This window comes from Marinobacter panjinensis (assembly GCF_005298175.1).
Classification (GTDB): domain Bacteria; phylum Pseudomonadota; class Gammaproteobacteria; order Pseudomonadales; family Oleiphilaceae; genus Marinobacter; species Marinobacter panjinensis.
The window spans coordinates 1,541,816-1,558,870 of the sequence record NZ_SZYH01000001.1 but is presented as its reverse complement, the minus strand read 5'-3'; the positions used below and the strand labels follow the sequence as shown (position 1 = coordinate 1,558,870).

The window sequence follows — 17,055 nt, the reverse complement described above, 5'->3', positions numbered from 1 at the left end:
CGTGTTTCCTGATAAAACCGGTGGCATTAATGAGCAATCCTAAACATACCCTTTTCTGGATGACGCTGTTCCTGGCGGTGGTCGCGGTGGTTTGTGCCCTGATTTACAAGCCGCTGCAGACCGCATTCATGGCGAACTGGGTCTTCAATCTGCTCATTCTCTGTGTTCTGTTGATTGGTATCGCCATTACCTACCGTCAGGTGTTCGTGTTGTTCCCGGAACTGCGATGGGTTGCGCAGTTCCGTACCGGTCATGCCGGGCTTTCCGTGTTGCAGGAGCCGCGGTTGCTGAAACCGCTGGCACGCCAGCTTGACGACGACTCCAAGCGGGACCGCTTCTCGCTGTCTACCATGTCGCTGCGCACCGTACTGGATGCCATCCACAGTCGCATGGATGAGCAGCGTGAAATTACCCGATATTTCATTAGCCTGCTGATTTTTCTGGGCCTGCTGGGTACCTTCTGGGGCCTGCTCGGTACGATCAACTCGGTGGGAGAGGTGATTGTAAACCTGGATATGGGGCAGGAAGATTTCGGCGAGGTATTCGCCGGCCTCCAGTCGGGTCTTCTCAAGCCGCTGGAAGGCATGGGTACGGCTTTTAGCTCATCATTGCTGGGGCTGGGAGGCTCCCTCGTCCTTGGCTTTCTGGATATCCAGGCAGGACATGCCCAGAACCGTTTTTACGACGGCCTGGAAGAGTGGCTGACCGGTGTAACCAACCTGGTGGACCGGGTTGAAGATGCACCGCAATAGCAGGCAGGCGCCATGATCGGCTCCAGACGTCGCACCCGCAGCAACATCAACGTATGGCCCGGTTACGTGGATGCCCTGTCGGCATTGTTGATGCTGATTATCTTCATGTTGCTGATCTATGTGGTCAGTCAGCTCTATCTCTCGCAGACCCTGTCGGACCGTGACTCCGAACTGGCCAGGCTGAATACCCAGCTGGCGGAAATTTCCCGGCTTCTGGGACTGGAGCAGGAGCAGACAGCAGCTCTGGAAGAAGAGATGGCCACGGTGCAGAGCAGCTACAGTAAAAGCCTTGCCCTGAATGACGAGCTTCGCGCAGAGATTGAAGAAGAGCGGGCGCAACGGCTGGCGCAGCAATACAATGCTGAGGCCCAGGCCCTGAAAGTTGAGGATCTGCAGCGGGCGGTTTCCGGCGCAGAGGCCGAGCTGGAGGACGAAGAGAAGCTGAGCGCCTCCCAGCGCGCGTTTATTCAGCAGCTGTCGAACCAGATCGCAGCCTTGCAGGACCAGTTGAGCCGCATTACTGCCGCATTGCGGCTGCAGGAAGACCTGACTGCCGAGAAACAGGCCGAACTGGAAGAAGTGGGTAAACGGCTGAATACCTTGCTGGCAGAGCGGGTCAATGAACTGGAACGTTACCAGTCCGAGTTCTTTGGCCGGTTACGGGAAATTCTGCAGGATAACGAGAACATCCGTATTGTCGGTGACCGTTTCCTGCTGCCCTCCGAGCTGCTTTTTGCGTCCGGTTCAGCCAGCCTCGGTGAAGAGGGGCAACGTGAGCTGGACAAGCTGGCAGAGGTGCTGCTGGATGTCGCCTCTGCCATTCCGGACGATATCGACTGGATACTGCGAATTGATGGCCATACCGACCGCATTCCGATCAATACCGAAGAATTCCCCTCCAACTGGGAGCTGTCCACTGCAAGGGCAGTGGCAGTGGTGCGTTACCTTGCCTCGGAAGGCGTGCCCCAGACTCGTATGGTAGCGGCCGGATTCGGTGAGTTCTTCCCGGTCGACGAGGGCAATTCCGCAGAAGCGTTGCAGCGGAACCGCCGTATCGAGATCAAGCTTACCGACCGGTAAAAGGTTCAGCCTGCTCGCCCGAAGACCCGCTCGAAAAAGCCTGCCTCGCGGACATCCGGAACCGGCAGGTCGTCGTTGCTTTCCAGAGCTTTGCGCCAGAAGCGCTCGGGGTCATCCAGATGGGCCACCTTCTTGCGTTCGTCCTGGCTGTACGAATTATGGTCGCCGCCAATGCCTGTTTCCATCAGCTCCTGGCACCACAGGTACAGTGCACTGCGCAGAACCCGCAGCATTTTGCAGTAGCTGTCTCTGCTGATGGTGATAGCCAGTTCCGCACTGAGATTGATCTGGGATTGCAGTGTCGCCATTTCCTCTTTGTCGAACACAATGCGGTGCCCCGTACCTTTCTTGCAGCTGAGGCAGGTTTTCTCCAGGGACTTGATGCCCTCCATCATATCCCGGTGTCCGAAATCCAGCTTCTGCTGGTCGTCGACGGGCGCTGGAATCCAGCCGTACTGAGGAGAGCGGGCGACAATATGACCCGGTACATCACGTCGGTAAGGGGGTAGTGCAGCGGGGTCGCCATAACCGTCGAATTCGGTCCGCATCCAGGCTGCCATGGTTCGCTGACGAAGCATCATGGCCAGGGTGATGGCCGAGGGCATGATTTCTTCAAGTAGCTCGCTGCTGTCCTGAAGCTTTTCGTCCAGGTGTTCAACCGCTGCTGACATCGTTATTCTCCCTTCTCCACGGGCAGAAGCAGGAGTCGCTGCCCCCGCCCGGTTGTTGTTTTTATCAGAAGTTCCGGGCAGCACAACACCGGAACCTTTGATTAAAAATTAGGCGCTATCGGGCATTTCTTCCGTTGTAGAAAAGTAGCCCCTTTGTTACTGGAAGTAATGGGGGGCTGGCGGGTATCCTCTTATACCTTTGCATTCGCGAACTTACCTGCCGGAACCTGAGTCTCACTATGTCTGAACTGGCGTTGTACCAGTATGTCCTGATTGGTCTGATCTTTGTCTGGAGCGGCTTTGTCCGGTCCGGGCTAGGTTTTGGCGGGGCGGTGTTGTCGTTGCCGTTTCTGCTGCTGGTACTGGATGAGCCGCTGGTTTTCCTGCCCATCATTGCTGTGCATCTACTGGTGTTTTCATCACTCACCATCTGGATGAACAACCGCAAGTCGTCAAGAACGGACGATGAGGGGAAGATATCGGCGGGTACGGTGGACTGGAACTACCTCTGGCGAATTCTGGCCATCATGATTGTGCCCAAGCTGATCGGTGTGTTTGGGCTTATCACTCTGCCATCGGATGTCATGAGCACCATCATCTTTGTCATCGTGGCGCTTTATTCTGTCTCCTACATCCTCGACCGGCCCTTTCGCAGTGGCAGCCGTGCCGTAGACACCGTTTTCCTGATGGTTGGCGGGTATGTCAGTGGTACTTCGCTGATAGGGGCACCGCTGATTATTGCTGTGGCGGCACAACACCTGCCCAAGGAACGGTTACGGGATACCCTGTTCGCGCTCTGGTTCATACTGGTGGTCATCAAAATGGCGGCCTTTATCTGGGTTGGAATCGACCTGCAGTTGATCCACCACCTGTGGCTATTGCCCTGTGCTGCCGTGGGCCATGTGATTGGCCTCTATGTCCATGACCGTATGCTGAGGGCGGAGACACCGGTGTTTTTCCGGGTACTTGGCGTGGTACTGCTGATCGTCAGCAGTATCGGGATGATGAAGGTGCTGTTTCCGGTTTAGCCCAGCGTTGCGTCGAGAAACATCATCACCACGAATCCGCCCAGCAGGGAAAACGTCGCCAGGGTCTTGTACTCGCCGCGATGGGTTTCAGGGATAATTTCGTCGCTGATGATAAACAGCATCGCCCCGGCGGCGAAGCCCAGGGTCCAGGGCATGATGGGTTCGGCAAGCCACACCATGGCGCTGCCGAAAAGGCCGCCAATGGGTTCCAGCAGGCCGGTCAGGACTGCAATGCCAAAGGATTTCAGCCGCGAGTGCTCAATGGCCAGCAGTGACACCGCCACCGCCAGGCCTTCAGGAATATTCTGTAGCCCGATGCCAACCGCCAGAGCGGTGCCGTTGCCGATATCGCCTCCGGCAAAGCCCACACCTACCGCCATGCCTTCGGGGAAATTGTGTAAGGCGATGGCAATAATAAACAGCCAGATACGGCGGATTCGCGCGCTCTCCGGCCCCTCTCGCCCAAGGGTGAAATGCTCGTGAGGCAGTCGCTGGTGAATGCTGAAAAGCAGTCCCGCACCCATGAGGAGTCCGGCGATCACCATCAGTGCCGCAATCCACGTCTCCCCCGTGAGTTCTTCACCGTATTCGATTCCTGGCAGCAGTAGCGAGAAGAATGATGCCGCCAGCATGACGCCGGCGGCTGCGCTGAGCATGCCGTCTTGCAGTTGCGGGGTGAGCTTTCTCACCAGGAAGACACCCAGCGCACCAACCCCCGTTCCCAGGCCTGCCAAAAGGCTGGCAGTCGCTCCCAGCAAGACTACGTTGACTTCTTCCAGCATTGGTCTCCCTTTTGTCTTGTCTTGTCGTGCTTGCGCCCGCCTGCGGTTTGTTCGGGGTGTTACCGCCAGATTAAACACTCATCATGTTGATGGCACGTTTTGGGTGTATAACTGATACCAGTGTACGTCCGTTTAAGCACACTGGCTCAGGGAGCAAAGGAATGTCATGGTCTACTGGTTGATGGCAAACCCCAAGGCAGGGGAAGAGGGCAGTCGTGGCCCGGATTTCTGGCGCGAGCACCTGGAAGCTGCCGGTATTTCCGGTATCCGGGATTGCAGCCTCGAGGATACAGCCTGGACAAGCGAGATTGATACCGCCGACATTGTGCTGGCAGCCGGTGGTGACGGTTCCGTGAATGCGGCGGCGGGCGTCTGCCTGGAATCCGGCGCGACCCTTGCGGTGCTTCCATCAGGCACGGCCAATGACTTCGCTCGCAACCTGGGCCTTCCAGAGGATCCACAGCGCCTCTGTGATCTGGTGGCGACGGGGAAGACGCAATTGGTAGACGTTGCCGTTGCCCAGCAGGGGAGGTTTCTGAACGTTGCCCATATTGGCCTTGGAACTCATGCAGTGCGGGACTCATCGGGGGAGCGTAAGCGTTTTCTAGGGCGTTTCAGTTATGGTGTGGCGCTGTTGCAGAAGCTGGCCGCCTACCGCGGGTTCCACGGTGTGATTGAGACCGAGCAGGGTAAGGTCACCGGGCGCTGGCTCACCATCGCGGTCTCCTCCGGAGCCTTTTTCGGCGGCGGAAGCGAGATTCCCGAGGCCTCGGCCAGTGACGGGCAATTGGATGTGATTGCGGTACGCCCGCGTTCATTGTTCCAGCTTTTCCTGGCTTTTCTCACGGTTCGCCTGAGCCGGAGTTCGCCGAAGCGAAGCAGAACGGTGGTGCAGCTGAAGAGCCCCGTAGTGAGCATCGTTACCCGTTCACCCAAGACCATCACCATGGACGGAGAAATCGCAGGGAAGACGCCGCTGACGGCAAAATGTCGGCCCGCTTGCCTGAAGGTGATCTGCGAAGAGCTGGTCACCACGGAGTAATAGCCGGACGCAACACTAGCGCCGGCTGTCGGTGCTTTCAAAAATCTTGTCCGCTGAGGCGGCGACAAATCCGCTGTAAAGCTGGCCATCAGGCTTCGGGTACCGGAGCGCAAACTCGTAGAAGCAACTGGGAATGGCCACTGCCTGGTCAGAAAACTGTACTTCCGCCCGGTCTGCCATGGTGGATGACTGTTCCAGCAGTTCTTCCGGTGATCCTTTGATTTCCCCTCCCGAGTTGTTCACCCGATAGCCTTTGTCCTTGAGCACCTGGTTGATCTCCGCCACAGTCCTGAAGCGGCTCAGGGCATTGATGCTCACCGTGAAATGGTTGGCGCGGAAACCCCAGGCGGCTACCCAGGCGGCGTACTCACTTTCTTCGAGCAGGGTCTGGTAGGTGGGGTAGTCGATGTCCCAGTGTCGGCCGGAATACAGAAAATTGTCGGCGGTGACAGCTTCCGGATCGATCTGGCTCACCAGGTTCCGGACTATGGCCTGTAACGGCTCGGAACACTGTTCGACCAGCAACTCGGAAATAAACACCTTGGGGGCGGACGGGTCCGGGTGTTCGTAATGTCTGGCGTAGAGTTTCTTGGCTTCGAAATGATACTCGCCACCCTCCTGGTATCCCAGCGCCAGGAAGTGCGCAGCCAGTTTGTCCAGGTTCACCTTTTCGAGGTTGTAGGTGCGCAGGGCAATATGGTCATTGACGATTTCGCCGCCCTGGGTGTCATCCAGTAAACGGTGAATATCTTCGGCGGAGGGAGTCACTTCGCAATAGTTGTCCCAAAGACGACCGAACAGTGTGTCTCTATCGGTATGCATGGAGCGCCTCCTGTTGTTGGCACATTGGAATAGCCGTCGGCTGCCTGCCTGTGCTGGCGGTTGTCAGTTCCATGAACCGGGCCTGCCCATGGTTACGCAGGTGGAGCGCGTTTGCCAGTGTTACCGGCACCTGTAGCAGGTTGCGCGTGGGCAGATACCTGGCGGCACTGGTGATGGTGGCGCGGAAGTGGTCAGTGCCGGTATTGGTTACAGCCAGTATCCGTCCCTGGCCGCCGCAGGCCCATTTTTCCAGTGCCGGTTCCACTTTATCAACAACCTGGATTCGGCAGCCAACGGAGGCGGACACCGACCGGATGTCAGTCAGTTTTGCCTCAACTGTGGGGCCACCATCGAAGGGATCAATGAAACCGGTATGGCGGAAGCCTTCGGCCTCAAGCATGTTCAGGGCAGGGCGGGTCTTGTCGTGTACCTGTCCGATAACCGCGCGGGCGCTCTCGTCCATCAGGTGGGTATAGAGTGGGTGCCGGGGCATCAGATCGGCAATAAAGCCATTATCCCCGGTACCGACCATGCGGGTCACGGTGTCGAAGTCGAGATCCACAAAATGCGCACGCAGCCAGTTCCAGAACGGGGACTGGCCCCTCTCATCCGACACGCCCCGCATTTCGGCAATGACCATCTCTGCAAACCGTTGAGGGTGTTGCGCCATAAACAGAAAACGGACTTTTGAGAGCAGTTTGCCGGCTTGCGCGCGGCGGAACTTCGGCCGCAGGAAAAGTGTGCAGATTTCACTGCAGCCGGTGTAGTGGTTGCACATGTCCAGCACTTCCAGCTTGCGACGCAGGTTCAGCTCAGGCGAGTGGTGCATCACCTGGCTGCAGTGATAGTGGTAAAGCGGGCGTCGGGTGCCTACCGAGGCTTCGATGCCGGTGGTCCCCATGATTTCGCCGGTATCCGGATCTTCCAGTACAAACAGGTAACTTTCGTCGCCAGGGGAATTCACCATGCGGCCGAAACTTGCCATGGAACGGTGGACCTTTTGAGCCAGAAAATCACGATCATCCACCAGTGAGGTGAAGCCAGGGCCGGATTCCACAGCTATTTGCTGCAAGGCCGGGAGATCCGTGGTGGCAACCGGGCGAATAATCATCGTGGCATCCTCATCTGTTACTGGCGCTTTGCTGGTGAAGATTGATGACGACAGTATGATGAAGCGGGATGTCAGTTTGTAGTTTCAAAATATCAAAAATGATAGATAATATAAACAAAATGACATAAAGGTTTGGCAATATGCTTGGAAAGCAAGATCAGGAGTTGCTTTTGCTGCTCCGCCAGAATGCCCGTTCCAGTATTTCTGACCTGGCCCGGGCCCTGAATGTCTCGCGCTCAACGGTGCAGAACCGTATAGCGAAGCTGGAAGCCGGCGGTGTCATCCGTGGCTATTCAGTGCTGCTCGGTGGCGAGTTCTCTGCCAACCAGGTAGAGGCGCACGTGTCGATCAAGGTCTATCAAAAGCTGACAGCCCGCACCAACACCGCCCTTGAGCAGATCAGCCAGGTGTCCCAGTTGTATTCGGTCAGCGGCGAGTATGACCTGATCGCTATTGTTCAGGCGCAGTCGCTGGAGGAACTCAGTACGGTACTTGATGAGATCGGCAATCTGGAAGGCGTAGAGCGAACCAACTCAGCGGTGGTGCTGGAAACACGGTTCCGCCGCTGAGTGGTGAGAGCTGGCGGACGTCAGTCGGAATCCGGCTGCGCCTGCTCATTCAACAAGGAGGGCTTCTTGAGCGCCTTGCCGAACAGGTCTTTCTCTTCGGCAATGGCCAGTGCGGCCTTTTCGGCCATGGCTTCATCCATGCCTTCAACCCTCGCTTGCAGAAACTGGGTAATCTCTTCAGCCAGTTCCAGAACCTTGTCGCGGGCGTCGGCTTCTGCTTTGGACGAGAAAAGCATTGTGTCAGGGTTTTTAAGTGCCATCTCCAGTCCGTCCCTCTCCGAGTAATACAGCGCTTGTACGGCCATGATGTTCTCCAGTGTGTTCCCGCACGTTGTCGTGTCTGGTGGGGTTCATTGAGTCGCCGGGAGTATAACGAACAGGTCTGTATATGTATACAGTGTTTCCCGGGGCCCCTGGAACGGCAGATGCCGGGGCGGAAGTATGTTAGTGTTCTAGGCTTCCAGGCGATCAGCTCGTTAATCATCAAGGAAACGATACGATATGCACTATATGAGCACGGCCACGCCAGGCCGATTCACATTCCGTTTGGCGGCCATGGCACTACTGGCCCTGTTGTTGACCGGCTGTGGGATAAACAATATCCCCACCTACGACGAGCAGGTCAAGGCGGCCTGGTCGCAGGTAGAAAACCAGTACCAGCGGCGAGCCGACCTCGTCCCGAACCTGGTTGAGACCGTCAAGGGCTTTGCGGAACAGGAGCGGGAAACCCTGACGGCGGTCATTGAAGCCCGGTCGAAGGCTACGTCGATCCAGGTGGATGAGAGCATTCTCAACAATCCTGAAAAGCTCCAGCAGTTCCAGCAGGCACAGGGCGAACTGAGCAGCGCGTTGAGCAGGTTGATGGCGGTGTCTGAACGGTATCCTGACCTGAAATCCAACCAGAACTTCCTGGCGCTGCAGTCGCAACTGGAAGGTACTGAGAACCGCATTGCGGTGGCCAGACGGGACTTTATCCAGGCGGTCGAGCGCTATAACACCGAGATTCGCACCTTCCCGGGCCGCCTGTGGCACAGCTTCCTTTACAGTGATATGGAATTGCGGGCCAACTTCGAGGCAACTGCCCCGAATGCGGAAGACGCGCCCCAGGTGGAATTCTGATGCCTGTTCTGTTGCGCCGGATAACCGTGTTCGTTGTCCTGGGTCTGATCGTTCAGGCCAGCGCCGTTGCCCAGTCCACTCCGGATTTTCCTGAACTGACGGGCCGGGTCGTGGACCAGGCCAACATGCTTCCGGAGCAGGTAGAGGCCAACCTTGTTCAGATGCTGGAAGCCCATGAGCAGGCGACCACCGAGCAGGTGGTGGTGGTCACTCTTCCCGACCTGCAGGGCTACCCCATCGAGGATTATGGCTATCAACTGGGCCGGCATTGGGGGATTGGCCAGGAAGGCGAGGATAACGGGGCCCTGCTGATTGTTGCTGAAGACGAGCGACGAATCCGTATCGAAGTGGGTTACGGCCTGGAGGGCCGCCTTACGGACGCTACCTCCGCCACCATTATCAACCAGATCATTACCCCCGCCTTCAGGGAGGGTGATTTTGCCAGCGGGATCGCTAACGGTGCAGCGGCCATGGTCCAGGTACTGGGGGGAGAACCCCTCGCGGTACCTGAGCGCCAGCGTTCCGATGCGCAGCAGGACAAACCTCATCCTGCGCTCGGCATCCTGTTTTTCATTATCGTGTTGGTGGTGTTTTTCTCGAGCGGCCGGCGCGGCCGTAGTGCCATCCTGGCGGGCGCTCTTCTCGGTGGGCTTGGCGGTGGTCGCGGTGGCGGTTTCGGAGGTGGCGGCTTCGGCGGCGGAGGCGGTGGCTTCGGTGGCGGTGGAGCGTCCGGCGGCTGGTAGCCATGCCCTGTCACAAGGTGCACAAACACGGAACCCCCTGATTCAGCAAACTCGGAACAAACATGACGCTATTAACAGACAAGGAACAACAACAGGTGGCCTCGGCCATCTCTGACGTTGAGCGGGAAACCGACGCGGAACTGGTTACGGTGCTGGCGGATGCTTCCGACAGTTACTCCTACATACCGCTGCTCTGGGCGGGAATCATTGCGCTACTGATTCCTGGCACCATCAATTATTTCACCGGTTCCCTCGGCGCCGACTGGTTGCTGGTGGTGCAGTGGGCCACCTTTATCGTGCTCTGCCTGTTGCTGCAGTTTCCGGGGGTGGGGCACCACCTGATTCCTCGCCCCGTACGGTTCTGGCGGGCCTCCAATATGGCGCGGAGGCAGTTCCTGGAACAGAATCTGCATCACACTGAAGGCGGCGTGGGCATGCTGATTTTCGTATCGGAAGCCGAGCACTACGTGGAAATTCTCGTCGACCAGGGGATCTCTTCAAAGGTTGGTGATGATGTCTGGGAGGGTATTGTCAAAACCTTTACCGACCGGGTGCGCAGTGGCGATACCCTGGCAGGCTTCCTGGAGTGCATTGAAAGCTGCGGGCAGCATCTCCGCGAGCAGGTGCCGGCTACACACGAGAAAAACGAATTGCCTAATCACCTGGTGTTAATACCAAAACGATCTTAATGCTCGCTGCCTGTCTGCCGATAACCATTGGCAGGCAGCGGGAGGATCCCATGTCCTGTCCTATTGATTGTGAGGGTAGATGATATGGTTTCTCCTGTTGGTAATCCTGGCTCCGGCATATCTGGTCGTTCCGGCGCGCAGGGGAATCGGCCCTCCAGCGAAAATTCTGTTCCCGTAACCGTAAAGGGGCAGGAGAGGGCACCCATCCGGACGCCTGAAGATGCTATCAATGTGCTGCGTAAAAGACTGGAGCAGCAGCTGGAGCAGCGGCTCGGTACATCTCGCTCAGACGCCTCCGGTTTCGCCCCGAATCGCTTTGAGCCTCCAACAGCTGCAGATGTCGCCAGCCGGGTTCTGGAGTTTGTTCGTCAACGCCTGCAAAAAGACGCCAGTGCCGGCGCCGATTCTGATCGCCTGGCAGGCCTGATATCGGCTGCCCGCCTTGGCGTTGAGCAGGGCTTCTCCGAAGCCCGTGAGCAGATCGAGGCTCTTGGCATGATGACCGGGAAGCTGAATAGCGACATCTATGACAGCTTCAGTCGCATTCAGGGCGGGATCGCCGAGCTGGAATCCCGGTATCTGAAAAATGAATCTCCGGATACAGGTTCATCGGAAAACAGCCCGGCCTGAGACATCAGGCAGGCTTTACTGCAAATCCCTGGCGCGGGAAGTGCACATGTACCTGGCCCACGCGCTTATGGGAGCGCCCCAGAACCAGCGCCTGGTTATCGGCATACACCAGTTTGCCGCTGACCGGCTCCCGCCCGTAATCATCCGGTGCAATTTCCACGTTCTTCCCGGCAAGCGGGTCAACACCGGCGGATTCAATGGCCCGTGGCATGGCATCGCGAGCGATGTCCAGCGCCTGATCTGCGGTGATTTCCCGGAATTTGCCATGGCCAAAGGCCCTCATCCGCTCCATCCAGGCAGTTACTTTCGGAAAGTCCCGGAGCCATGGCTTTCCGGCCAGGTCGCACACAAACCAGAGGCCGTGGTAAGCCGAGAAATCCGCGATGCAGGGAGTACTCCCGAACAGGAAGTCTTCGTTCAGCATGGATTCCATGATGCTGATATGGGAGATGACTTTTTCCTTGGCCTGAGGGCCCCGTAGTGCCTTGACCCGGGATTTTCTGCCCATGCTGATGCGGTCTTTGAGGAAGCGGAAGGCGTGGAAAAGCGATGTTTCCCTGACCAGCTTCTTCAGCATGCGGCCGTCGCTGGCGGCAATCACACAGGCCAGGAATACCTCCAGATCGGTGGTGCGCACGAAATCGATGACGTCCTGCGGCTGACCGGCCAGGCTCAGTTCTTTCTTGCCGCTCAGGCGCGCGATCTCGTCGGCAATGGCGCGGCTGTCACAAAAGACATCAGCGCCATTCTGGGCCACCGGAACCTTTCGGTAGCCGCCTGCGAGAATGGAAAGCACTGGCCTGGGTGGCATTTCCTTCACGGTAACGGATTGCCAGGAAAGGCCGGCATAGCCCAGCATCACCCGCACCTTTTCGGAAAAGGGGGACATGGGATAGTGGAACAGAATGAGATCTTGCATCGGGCGTAACCCTTCCTTTTAGACAGTATTAGCTGGCGAAACAAAGGAGGGTACGCTGCATACCACCCTGGCGGAAGCCCTGGAGGTTGTCCGGGTGGGCCACTCAGGCGGTCAGAAGTCCCGCTGATGCACAGTACAGGAATGCAACTGCGCCCGCGCAGATAAGCGCCCAGGCGGGGAAAATCAATGATGAGCGGGTTGTTGTTCTCACAGGCACCTCCAGAGTGACCTTTTTGTTGTTGTTCTCTACGCTAACTTCGTCACTCTAGACCATAATTGACAGATGTCACGAATTAAAGTGTGCTGCGTGTCGCATTTGCCCCGTTTGGCGGCGAGATGATCCTGGCATGGGGAGAGCTTGAGGAAACGGCTAATACAGGTACTATCTACCTGGCTACGCTTAAGTCTGATAAAAATAAAGTGATTCCGGATTATAACAATAAGGAGCCTTCGATGGCGGTAGACAACGCAAAGCAATCCTCCCTTCATTGCCTTTACTATTGGGCGGAGCAGACTCCCGATAAGGTTTATCTGACCCAGCCGTTTCCGGATGGAACCACCGAAGACATCACCTGGAAGCAGGCGGCAGACCAGGTCTCCCGGATGGCGGCACATATGGGGACCCTGGAACTTCCTGAGCGCAGCAATATTGCGATTCTGGGTAAAAACAGCGCGCACTGGATCCTGTGTGACCTGGCCACCTGGGCCGCAGGGCACGTTTCAGTTCCGCTGTACCCCACGTTGAACGGCGATACGGCGGCCTATGTTCTTGAGCACAGCGAGGCGAAGCTGCTTTTCCTGGGTAAGCTGGACGGCAAAGCCGACGGTTGGAACGACATCAAGGGCCACATCCCTGACGACCTACCGATTATCTCGCTGCCTATGTCGCCCCGGGACGACACCCCGAAATGGCTGGACATCATTGCCAGCCAGGAGCCGGCGGAGCCGAAACTGCCAGATCCCGACGACCTGGCGACCATCGTTTATACCTCGGGCAGTACCGGGCGCCCGAAAGGTGTCATGCACAGTTTCCGCACCATGATTTCCGTGGCTGATGGCCTGCAGCAGATATTTCCGGTCACCCAGGACGAACGCATGCTCTCCTATCTGCCGCTTGCCCATGTGGCGGAGCGTGCCGCCGTGGAAACCCAGTCGCTGTATTACGGCTTCCATCTCTATTTCGCCAATTCCCTGGAAACCTTCCAGGAGGACCTGCAGCGAGCCCGCCCGACACTGTTCTTCTCAGTGCCACGGCTGTGGATGAAATTCTATCTGGGCGTCAATGCCAAGTTGCCGCCCAAAAAACAGAAAGTGCTGTTTAATATCCCGCTGCTTAACCGGTTGGTGAAGAAGAAAGTCCTCAAGCAACTGGGGCTCGACCATTGCCGAGCAGCTCTTACCGGTGCAGCGCCACTGTCCGGTGAAATCATTGCCTGGTATCGCAACCTGGGCCTCGAGTTGCTGGAAGTGTATGGCATGTCTGAGAACTTCGGTTATTCCCATGCCAACCGCCCGGGCGCGGCAAAGCCCGGTACCGTGGGCGTGACCAACCCGGGCGTGGAACACCGTCTGGCAGAGGGTGAGGAAGTTCAGGTGAAAAGCCCCGGGCAGATGCTGGGCTATTACAAGAACGAGGAGAAGACCCGCGAAGACATCACCGATGATGGCTTCCTGAAAACCGGTGATATGGGGGAAATCGACAAGGACGGTTTCCTGAGAATTACCGGCCGGGTAAAGGACCTGTTCAAAACCTCCAAGGGCAAGTACGTGGTACCGGTGCCTATCGAAAACCGCTTCAACCATCCGAAAGCGGAGGTGGTGTGTGTGGCCGGTGCCAATCAGCCTCAGCCATGCCTGATGGTGCTGCTATCGGAAGAAGCGCGTGAGGAACTGGAAGCCGGTGGCAGCCGGGACGAGCTGCAGCAGGAGCTGGCGGCAGAGCTGGATGCGGTAAACAGGGAATGCGAGGGCCATGAAAAACTGGCCTTTGTGGTCGTCGTGAAGGAACCCTGGACCATGGAAAACGGCATGCTGACCCCCACCATGAAGATCAAGCGGAACGTGATCGAGGACTACTACAACCGCAAAATGGATGAGTGGTTCGGCAAGAAACAGAAAGTAATCTGGGAATTCTGAGCCTGCAAACGAAAACACCGGTGGGCCTGAGCGTTCAGGGCCACCGGTGCTGATGAAGTCTGTCTTCCTTTACAGGGGGCGCTTAGTGCTCGCCCTGCATCATCTGGGGCATCTCCGGCGTTGCGGTTGCTGCCTTCTTTCTCCAGGAACCCATCTTCCGGCTGATAACCTGTGCGGCCTGCCTTGCAGCTGCACGGGTGTATTGGCGCCTGACCTCAGTACTGTTGTGGAGGACACTGGATGGCATGGGGTGTACGGTTGCGATATGTGCTTGAGTCATAGCGCCTTCCTCCTTATATGGTGGGTTGAAAAATATTGGTTAGCTGACTATGTAATGAACTATACGCCTTCTTTTTTGCAGCTTAAATACGTTAAAATCCGTACTCATGTTGCAAATATGCAGTAGCTATGGACTGGGATTATCTTCGATATATACATGCGCTGGCTATAGGTGGAACCCTCGCCAAAGCCGGTGACATACTGGGTGTGCACCAGACCACGGTGCTTCGTCGTCTGGACCAGATGGAAGAACAGCTGGGCGTGCAGTTTTTTGAGCGCAATCGTGACGGACTGCAGCTGACACCGGTGGGTGAAACCGCCTTCCGCGCGGCTGAAAGGCTGAACGGCGATATGGAAAACCTCGAGCGTCAGCTGGTGGGGCAGGATTCGGCACCCGTGGGCAAAGTCCGGCTCGCCGCTACCGATACTATGGTTAACGCATTGATCAGCCCGATGATTGCCGATCTGGTGCTGGAATACCCGGATATTGAGCTGGAAGTGCTCACTGATAACGATGTGCTCAATCTCAGCCACCGCGAGGCTGACCTGACGCTGCGGCCGGTCAATAAACCCCAGGCCACCCTGGAAGGTGAGCGTATCGGTACCATCGAGTCGGCCATCTATGGGGCGGAAAGGTACTGCAAGCGCAACCCTGACATGGACCTGGAGAACGCGCCGGACCAGCAACTCTGGATTCTGCCCGATGAGAGTTTCAGTCACCTGGCAACCGGGCGCTGGTACCGCAAGCACCTGAAAAACGCCTCTTCCATTATTCGTTGCAACAGCCTGCAGGCCATGCACGCCCTCGCTAGATCCGGTGCCGGTCTCGCCGCGTTGCCCTGTTACCTGGGAGATGGCACCCGGGAACTGAAGCGGCTGTCTCCACCTCTGGAAGGCGAGGGTGTGGATCTCTGGCTGATGGTTAACCACGAAACCCAGCAAATGGCACGGGTCCGGATCGTGATGGAGTTCCTGACCTCCAGGCTGGCAAAGCTGTCACCGCGAGTGGAGGGAGACGGGGTCTGACTCGTCTCTACCAGTCACCGCAAAACGGCCAGAACTGATAAAAGCGCCAGCACTGAAACTCTTCCTCGCAGGTCTGTAGTTGTCGATGGTAGCGAAAAGCCCGGGTCTGTACCCGCTCGGCCAGTGACATCACTGCGGGCTTGGCAAGGTAACTTTGTCGCTGATACCCGGTTCTGCCCTCGTGGTAGGCGAGGTAGAGTTTCTCCGGGCTGGTAAGAGGAATGCCCACGTCACGGTTGGTCAGGTGGTTGTACCAGCCCACAAAGTCCAGTGCGTGTTTCATGTTGGTGCGCACCACCGATAAGCCGTCGCCGTTGGCATCCAGATACTCGCCCCAGGCAGGGTCCAGCGCCTGGGCGTAACCGTAAGCAGACGTTGGCCGGGTCCAGGGAATGAATCCCAACAGCTGGCTACGGGGCGGCCGGGCATGGCTGCGGAACGACGACTCGTAATAAACGAACGCCAGTTGCGTGGCGATGGGCGTGCCCCAGCGCTCTTTCGAGCGGCTGGCGTAGTCATACCAGACCGGATGTTCCCGGAAAATCTCACAGACGTTCTCTGTGTTGGCCGGGGGGTCGGGTTCCAGCAGACTGAACCGCAGGGTCGCCACAATCGCGATGGCCAGGCCCAGTGAGGGGAGACCGTACCAGCGCAGCCGCGACTTCCAGATTTTCAGTCGGTTACGACGTTTCTTCATGGGCAACTCAGGGCTCTCTTGCTCCACACTACAAAATGGTCATCTAACGTCGGCCCGGTTTGCTTGCAGGGGGCGCCGGCGCCATGGCATAACAAACATCCGATTTCACAGGATACTAGGTTCATGCGCGCACTATCCCAAGTTAAACCGGCTTTACTTTTTCTTATGCTGGTCTGTACGTCCGCTACGGCCAGCCCATTGGCTGACTCGGTGCTACGGGCGTCTCCCATCGACGAGATTATCGCCCAGTATCCGGCAATGATGAGCCAGGGGGTACGTGAGGGTCTTAAGCAGAGCGGCCGGGTAGAGCCGTTCGTCGCCAACACCATCAGCAATGTTGTCAGCAATGCGTTCAGTGTTGCGCAGATTCGCGCCCAGGTGGTTGAGGACCTGAATCAGGGCCTGAGTGATCAGCAATTGAACTCTGTGCTTGCCTGGTATGAAACGCCTTTGGCAGAGAAGATTTCCCGGGCAGAGGTTGCCGCGTCCAGGCCGGCAGCGTGGAAAAAAGTGGAGGCCGCAGCCACGGACTTACAGGAAAAATACGAAGGCAGCGAGCGGGCGAAACTTTTTGAACGGTTTGACAGGGCGGCCCGGGCCACCGAGAGCACAGTGGACACCACCGTAGCGGTCCAGTTGGGCCTGGCCTCGGCCATGGCTGCCTTCAACGGTAGCAAGGGCCCCACTTTTGAACAGCTGCAGCAGAAGATTGAAAGCCAGAGAGGCATGCTGCGTGGCATGGTTGCCCAACAGGTCTACGTCGGCTACCTCTATACCTATGAGGAGCTGAGCACGTCCGAATTGAAAGACTATGTTGAATTTCTCGAGAGTGACGCCGGTTCAGCATTCACCCGGGTGGCCACCAGCAGTATTCAGCGCTCGATTACCGACCCCGTGGAATCGGTAGGCAGCCAGTTGACTCGGTTTTTCAATCCGCAATAGAACCCGTAGGGTTTGAAA

General features: G+C 57.3%; 20 protein-coding genes. 12 read left to right on the top strand and 8 right to left on the bottom strand.

Annotation, left to right across the window (positions count from 1 at the left end):
• Nucleotides 1-29: 29 nt before the first annotated feature.
• Nucleotides 30-752: a MotA/TolQ/ExbB proton channel family protein gene (locus FDP08_RS07065; protein ID WP_137435286.1), complete on the top strand. Its 723-nt coding sequence runs from the start codon at nucleotides 30-32 to the stop codon at nucleotides 750-752.
• 12 nt (nucleotides 753-764) lie between these two features.
• Entirely contained in the window at nucleotides 765-1,832 is a 1,068-nt protein-coding gene (locus tag FDP08_RS07060; RefSeq protein WP_137435285.1) for a peptidoglycan -binding protein, read from the top strand.
• A gap of 5 nt (nucleotides 1,833-1,837) precedes the next feature.
• Here FDP08_RS07060 and FDP08_RS07055 read toward each other — a convergent pair whose 3' ends face one another.
• Nucleotides 1,838-2,503: an AbiTii domain-containing protein gene (locus FDP08_RS07055; protein ID WP_137435284.1), complete on the bottom strand. Its 666-nt coding sequence runs from the start codon at nucleotides 2,501-2,503 to the stop codon at nucleotides 1,838-1,840.
• Nucleotides 2,504-2,742: 239 nt separating this feature from the next.
• Here FDP08_RS07055 and FDP08_RS07050 point away from each other — a divergent pair, with 239 nt between their 5' ends.
• Entirely contained in the window at nucleotides 2,743-3,531 is a 789-nt protein-coding gene (locus FDP08_RS07050) for a TSUP family transporter (RefSeq protein WP_137435283.1), read from the top strand.
• Here FDP08_RS07050 and FDP08_RS07045 read toward each other — a convergent pair.
• Nucleotides 3,528-4,313 carry a ZIP family metal transporter gene (locus FDP08_RS07045; protein ID WP_137435282.1) on the bottom strand — a complete coding sequence of 262 codons (786 nt, stop codon included), beginning with the start codon at nucleotides 4,311-4,313 and terminating at the stop codon, nucleotides 3,528-3,530. The genes FDP08_RS07050 and FDP08_RS07045 overlap by 4 nt on opposite strands.
• A gap of 166 nt (nucleotides 4,314-4,479) precedes the next feature.
• Here FDP08_RS07045 and FDP08_RS07040 point away from each other — a divergent pair, with 166 nt between their 5' ends.
• Entirely contained in the window at nucleotides 4,480-5,355 is an 876-nt protein-coding gene (locus FDP08_RS07040) for a diacylglycerol/lipid kinase family protein (protein ID WP_137435281.1), read from the top strand.
• A 15-nt stretch (nucleotides 5,356-5,370) separates the two neighbouring features.
• On the opposite strand, the gene FDP08_RS07035 is transcribed toward FDP08_RS07040, so the two are convergent.
• Nucleotides 5,371-6,177, bottom strand: coding sequence for a DUF1338 domain-containing protein (locus FDP08_RS07035; RefSeq protein WP_137435280.1), 807 nt, complete (start codon nucleotides 6,175-6,177; stop codon nucleotides 5,371-5,373).
• The gene (locus FDP08_RS07030) at nucleotides 6,164-7,288 is read right to left on the bottom strand and encodes an arginine N-succinyltransferase (RefSeq protein ID WP_137435279.1); all 1,125 of its coding nucleotides are present in this window, start codon (nucleotides 7,286-7,288) and stop codon (nucleotides 6,164-6,166) included. Before FDP08_RS07030 ends, FDP08_RS07035 begins: the two co-directional genes overlap by 14 nt.
• Nucleotides 7,289-7,428: 140 nt before the next feature.
• Here FDP08_RS07030 and FDP08_RS07025 point away from each other — a divergent pair, with 140 nt between their 5' ends.
• Nucleotides 7,429-7,857 carry an Lrp/AsnC family transcriptional regulator gene (locus FDP08_RS07025; protein ID WP_137435278.1) on the top strand — a complete coding sequence of 143 codons (429 nt, stop codon included), beginning with the start codon at nucleotides 7,429-7,431 and terminating at the stop codon, nucleotides 7,855-7,857.
• 20 nt (nucleotides 7,858-7,877) lie between these two features.
• Here the strand turns inward: FDP08_RS07025 and FDP08_RS07020 are convergent, their stop codons facing one another.
• Nucleotides 7,878-8,162 (bottom strand): YebG family protein, encoded by a 285-nt coding sequence (locus FDP08_RS07020; RefSeq protein WP_137435277.1) that lies wholly within the window; start codon nucleotides 8,160-8,162, stop codon nucleotides 7,878-7,880.
• 205 nt (nucleotides 8,163-8,367) lie between these two features.
• Here FDP08_RS07020 and FDP08_RS07015 point away from each other — a divergent pair, with 205 nt between their 5' ends.
• The 4 genes from FDP08_RS07015 (at nucleotide 8,368) to FDP08_RS07000 (ending at nucleotide 11,038) form a co-directional block, all read left to right on the top strand.
• Nucleotides 8,368-8,976: a LemA family protein gene (locus FDP08_RS07015; RefSeq protein ID WP_427901854.1), complete on the top strand. Its 609-nt coding sequence runs from the start codon at nucleotides 8,368-8,370 to the stop codon at nucleotides 8,974-8,976.
• On the top strand, nucleotides 8,976-9,719 hold the full coding sequence (locus tag FDP08_RS07010; RefSeq protein ID WP_137435275.1) for a TPM domain-containing protein: 744 nt from the start codon (nucleotides 8,976-8,978) through the stop codon (nucleotides 9,717-9,719). Before FDP08_RS07015 ends, FDP08_RS07010 begins: the two co-directional genes overlap by 1 nt.
• Nucleotides 9,720-9,781: 62 nt before the next feature.
• Nucleotides 9,782-10,408, top strand: coding sequence for a TPM domain-containing protein (locus FDP08_RS07005; protein WP_137435274.1), 627 nt, complete (start codon nucleotides 9,782-9,784; stop codon nucleotides 10,406-10,408).
• A gap of 231 nt (nucleotides 10,409-10,639) precedes the next feature.
• Nucleotides 10,640-11,038, top strand: a complete 399-nt coding sequence (locus tag FDP08_RS07000; RefSeq protein WP_137435273.1) for a DUF5610 domain-containing protein — start codon at nucleotides 10,640-10,642, stop codon at nucleotides 11,036-11,038.
• Nucleotides 11,039-11,042: 4 nt separating this feature from the next.
• On the opposite strand, the gene FDP08_RS06995 is transcribed toward FDP08_RS07000, so the two are convergent.
• Entirely contained in the window at nucleotides 11,043-11,957 is a 915-nt protein-coding gene (locus FDP08_RS06995; protein WP_137435272.1) for a glutathione S-transferase family protein, read from the bottom strand.
• 453 nt (nucleotides 11,958-12,410) lie between these two features.
• Here FDP08_RS06995 and FDP08_RS06990 point away from each other — a divergent pair, with 453 nt between their 5' ends.
• On the top strand, nucleotides 12,411-14,093 hold the full coding sequence (locus FDP08_RS06990; protein ID WP_137435271.1) for an AMP-binding protein: 1,683 nt from the start codon (nucleotides 12,411-12,413) through the stop codon (nucleotides 14,091-14,093).
• Nucleotides 14,094-14,175: 82 nt separating this feature from the next.
• On the opposite strand, the gene FDP08_RS06985 is transcribed toward FDP08_RS06990, so the two are convergent.
• Entirely contained in the window at nucleotides 14,176-14,373 is a 198-nt protein-coding gene (locus FDP08_RS06985) for a hypothetical protein (protein ID WP_137435270.1), read from the bottom strand.
• A gap of 128 nt (nucleotides 14,374-14,501) precedes the next feature.
• Between FDP08_RS06985 and FDP08_RS06980 the strand changes: the two genes are divergently transcribed.
• Nucleotides 14,502-15,398, top strand: a complete 897-nt coding sequence (locus tag FDP08_RS06980) for a LysR family transcriptional regulator (protein ID WP_137435269.1) — start codon at nucleotides 14,502-14,504, stop codon at nucleotides 15,396-15,398.
• Between the two features lie 7 nt (nucleotides 15,399-15,405).
• On the opposite strand, the gene FDP08_RS06975 is transcribed toward FDP08_RS06980, so the two are convergent.
• Entirely contained in the window at nucleotides 15,406-16,095 is a 690-nt protein-coding gene (locus FDP08_RS06975) for a transglycosylase SLT domain-containing protein (RefSeq protein WP_137435268.1), read from the bottom strand.
• A 123-nt stretch (nucleotides 16,096-16,218) separates the two neighbouring features.
• Here FDP08_RS06975 and FDP08_RS06970 point away from each other — a divergent pair, with 123 nt between their 5' ends.
• On the top strand, nucleotides 16,219-17,037 hold the full coding sequence (locus FDP08_RS06970) for a DUF2059 domain-containing protein (protein WP_137435267.1): 819 nt from the start codon (nucleotides 16,219-16,221) through the stop codon (nucleotides 17,035-17,037).
• Nucleotides 17,038-17,055 lie beyond the last annotated feature (18 nt).

Excerpts from the sequence above, each read along its gene's own strand:
- FDP08_RS07010 (WP_137435275.1), top strand. The coding sequence starts at position 8,976 with ATGCCTGTTCTGTTGCGCCGGATAACCGTGTTCGTTGTCCTGGGTCTG.
- FDP08_RS06975 (WP_137435268.1), bottom strand. The coding sequence starts at position 16,095 with ATGAAGAAACGTCGTAACCGACTGAAAATCTGGAAGTCGCGGCTGCGC.
- FDP08_RS06970 (WP_137435267.1), top strand. The coding sequence starts at position 16,219 with ATGCGCGCACTATCCCAAGTTAAACCGGCTTTACTTTTTCTTATGCTG.
- FDP08_RS07025 (WP_137435278.1), top strand. The coding sequence starts at position 7,429 with ATGCTTGGAAAGCAAGATCAGGAGTTGCTTTTGCTGCTCCGCCAGAAT.
- FDP08_RS06980 (WP_137435269.1), top strand. The coding sequence starts at position 14,502 with ATGGACTGGGATTATCTTCGATATATACATGCGCTGGCTATAGGTGGA.
- FDP08_RS07005 (WP_137435274.1), top strand. The coding sequence starts at position 9,782 with ATGACGCTATTAACAGACAAGGAACAACAACAGGTGGCCTCGGCCATC.
- FDP08_RS06995 (WP_137435272.1), bottom strand. The coding sequence starts at position 11,957 with ATGCAAGATCTCATTCTGTTCCACTATCCCATGTCCCCCTTTTCCGAA.
- FDP08_RS07015 (WP_427901854.1), top strand. The coding sequence starts at position 8,368 with ATGAGCACGGCCACGCCAGGCCGATTCACATTCCGTTTGGCGGCCATG.
- FDP08_RS07030 (WP_137435279.1), bottom strand. The coding sequence starts at position 7,288 with ATGATTATTCGCCCGGTTGCCACCACGGATCTCCCGGCCTTGCAGCAA.
- FDP08_RS07035 (WP_137435280.1), bottom strand. The coding sequence starts at position 6,177 with ATGCATACCGATAGAGACACACTGTTCGGTCGTCTTTGGGACAACTAT.
- FDP08_RS06990 (WP_137435271.1), top strand. The coding sequence starts at position 12,411 with ATGGCGGTAGACAACGCAAAGCAATCCTCCCTTCATTGCCTTTACTAT.
- FDP08_RS07065 (WP_137435286.1), top strand. The coding sequence starts at position 30 with ATGAGCAATCCTAAACATACCCTTTTCTGGATGACGCTGTTCCTGGCG.
- FDP08_RS07040 (WP_137435281.1), top strand. The coding sequence starts at position 4,480 with ATGGTCTACTGGTTGATGGCAAACCCCAAGGCAGGGGAAGAGGGCAGT.
- FDP08_RS07055 (WP_137435284.1), bottom strand. The coding sequence starts at position 2,503 with ATGTCAGCAGCGGTTGAACACCTGGACGAAAAGCTTCAGGACAGCAGC.
- FDP08_RS07020 (WP_137435277.1), bottom strand. The coding sequence starts at position 8,162 with ATGGCCGTACAAGCGCTGTATTACTCGGAGAGGGACGGACTGGAGATG.
- FDP08_RS07050 (WP_137435283.1), top strand. The coding sequence starts at position 2,743 with ATGTCTGAACTGGCGTTGTACCAGTATGTCCTGATTGGTCTGATCTTT.
- FDP08_RS07060 (WP_137435285.1), top strand. The coding sequence starts at position 765 with ATGATCGGCTCCAGACGTCGCACCCGCAGCAACATCAACGTATGGCCC.
- FDP08_RS06985 (WP_137435270.1), bottom strand. The coding sequence starts at position 14,373 with ATGACTCAAGCACATATCGCAACCGTACACCCCATGCCATCCAGTGTC.
- FDP08_RS07045 (WP_137435282.1), bottom strand. The coding sequence starts at position 4,313 with ATGCTGGAAGAAGTCAACGTAGTCTTGCTGGGAGCGACTGCCAGCCTT.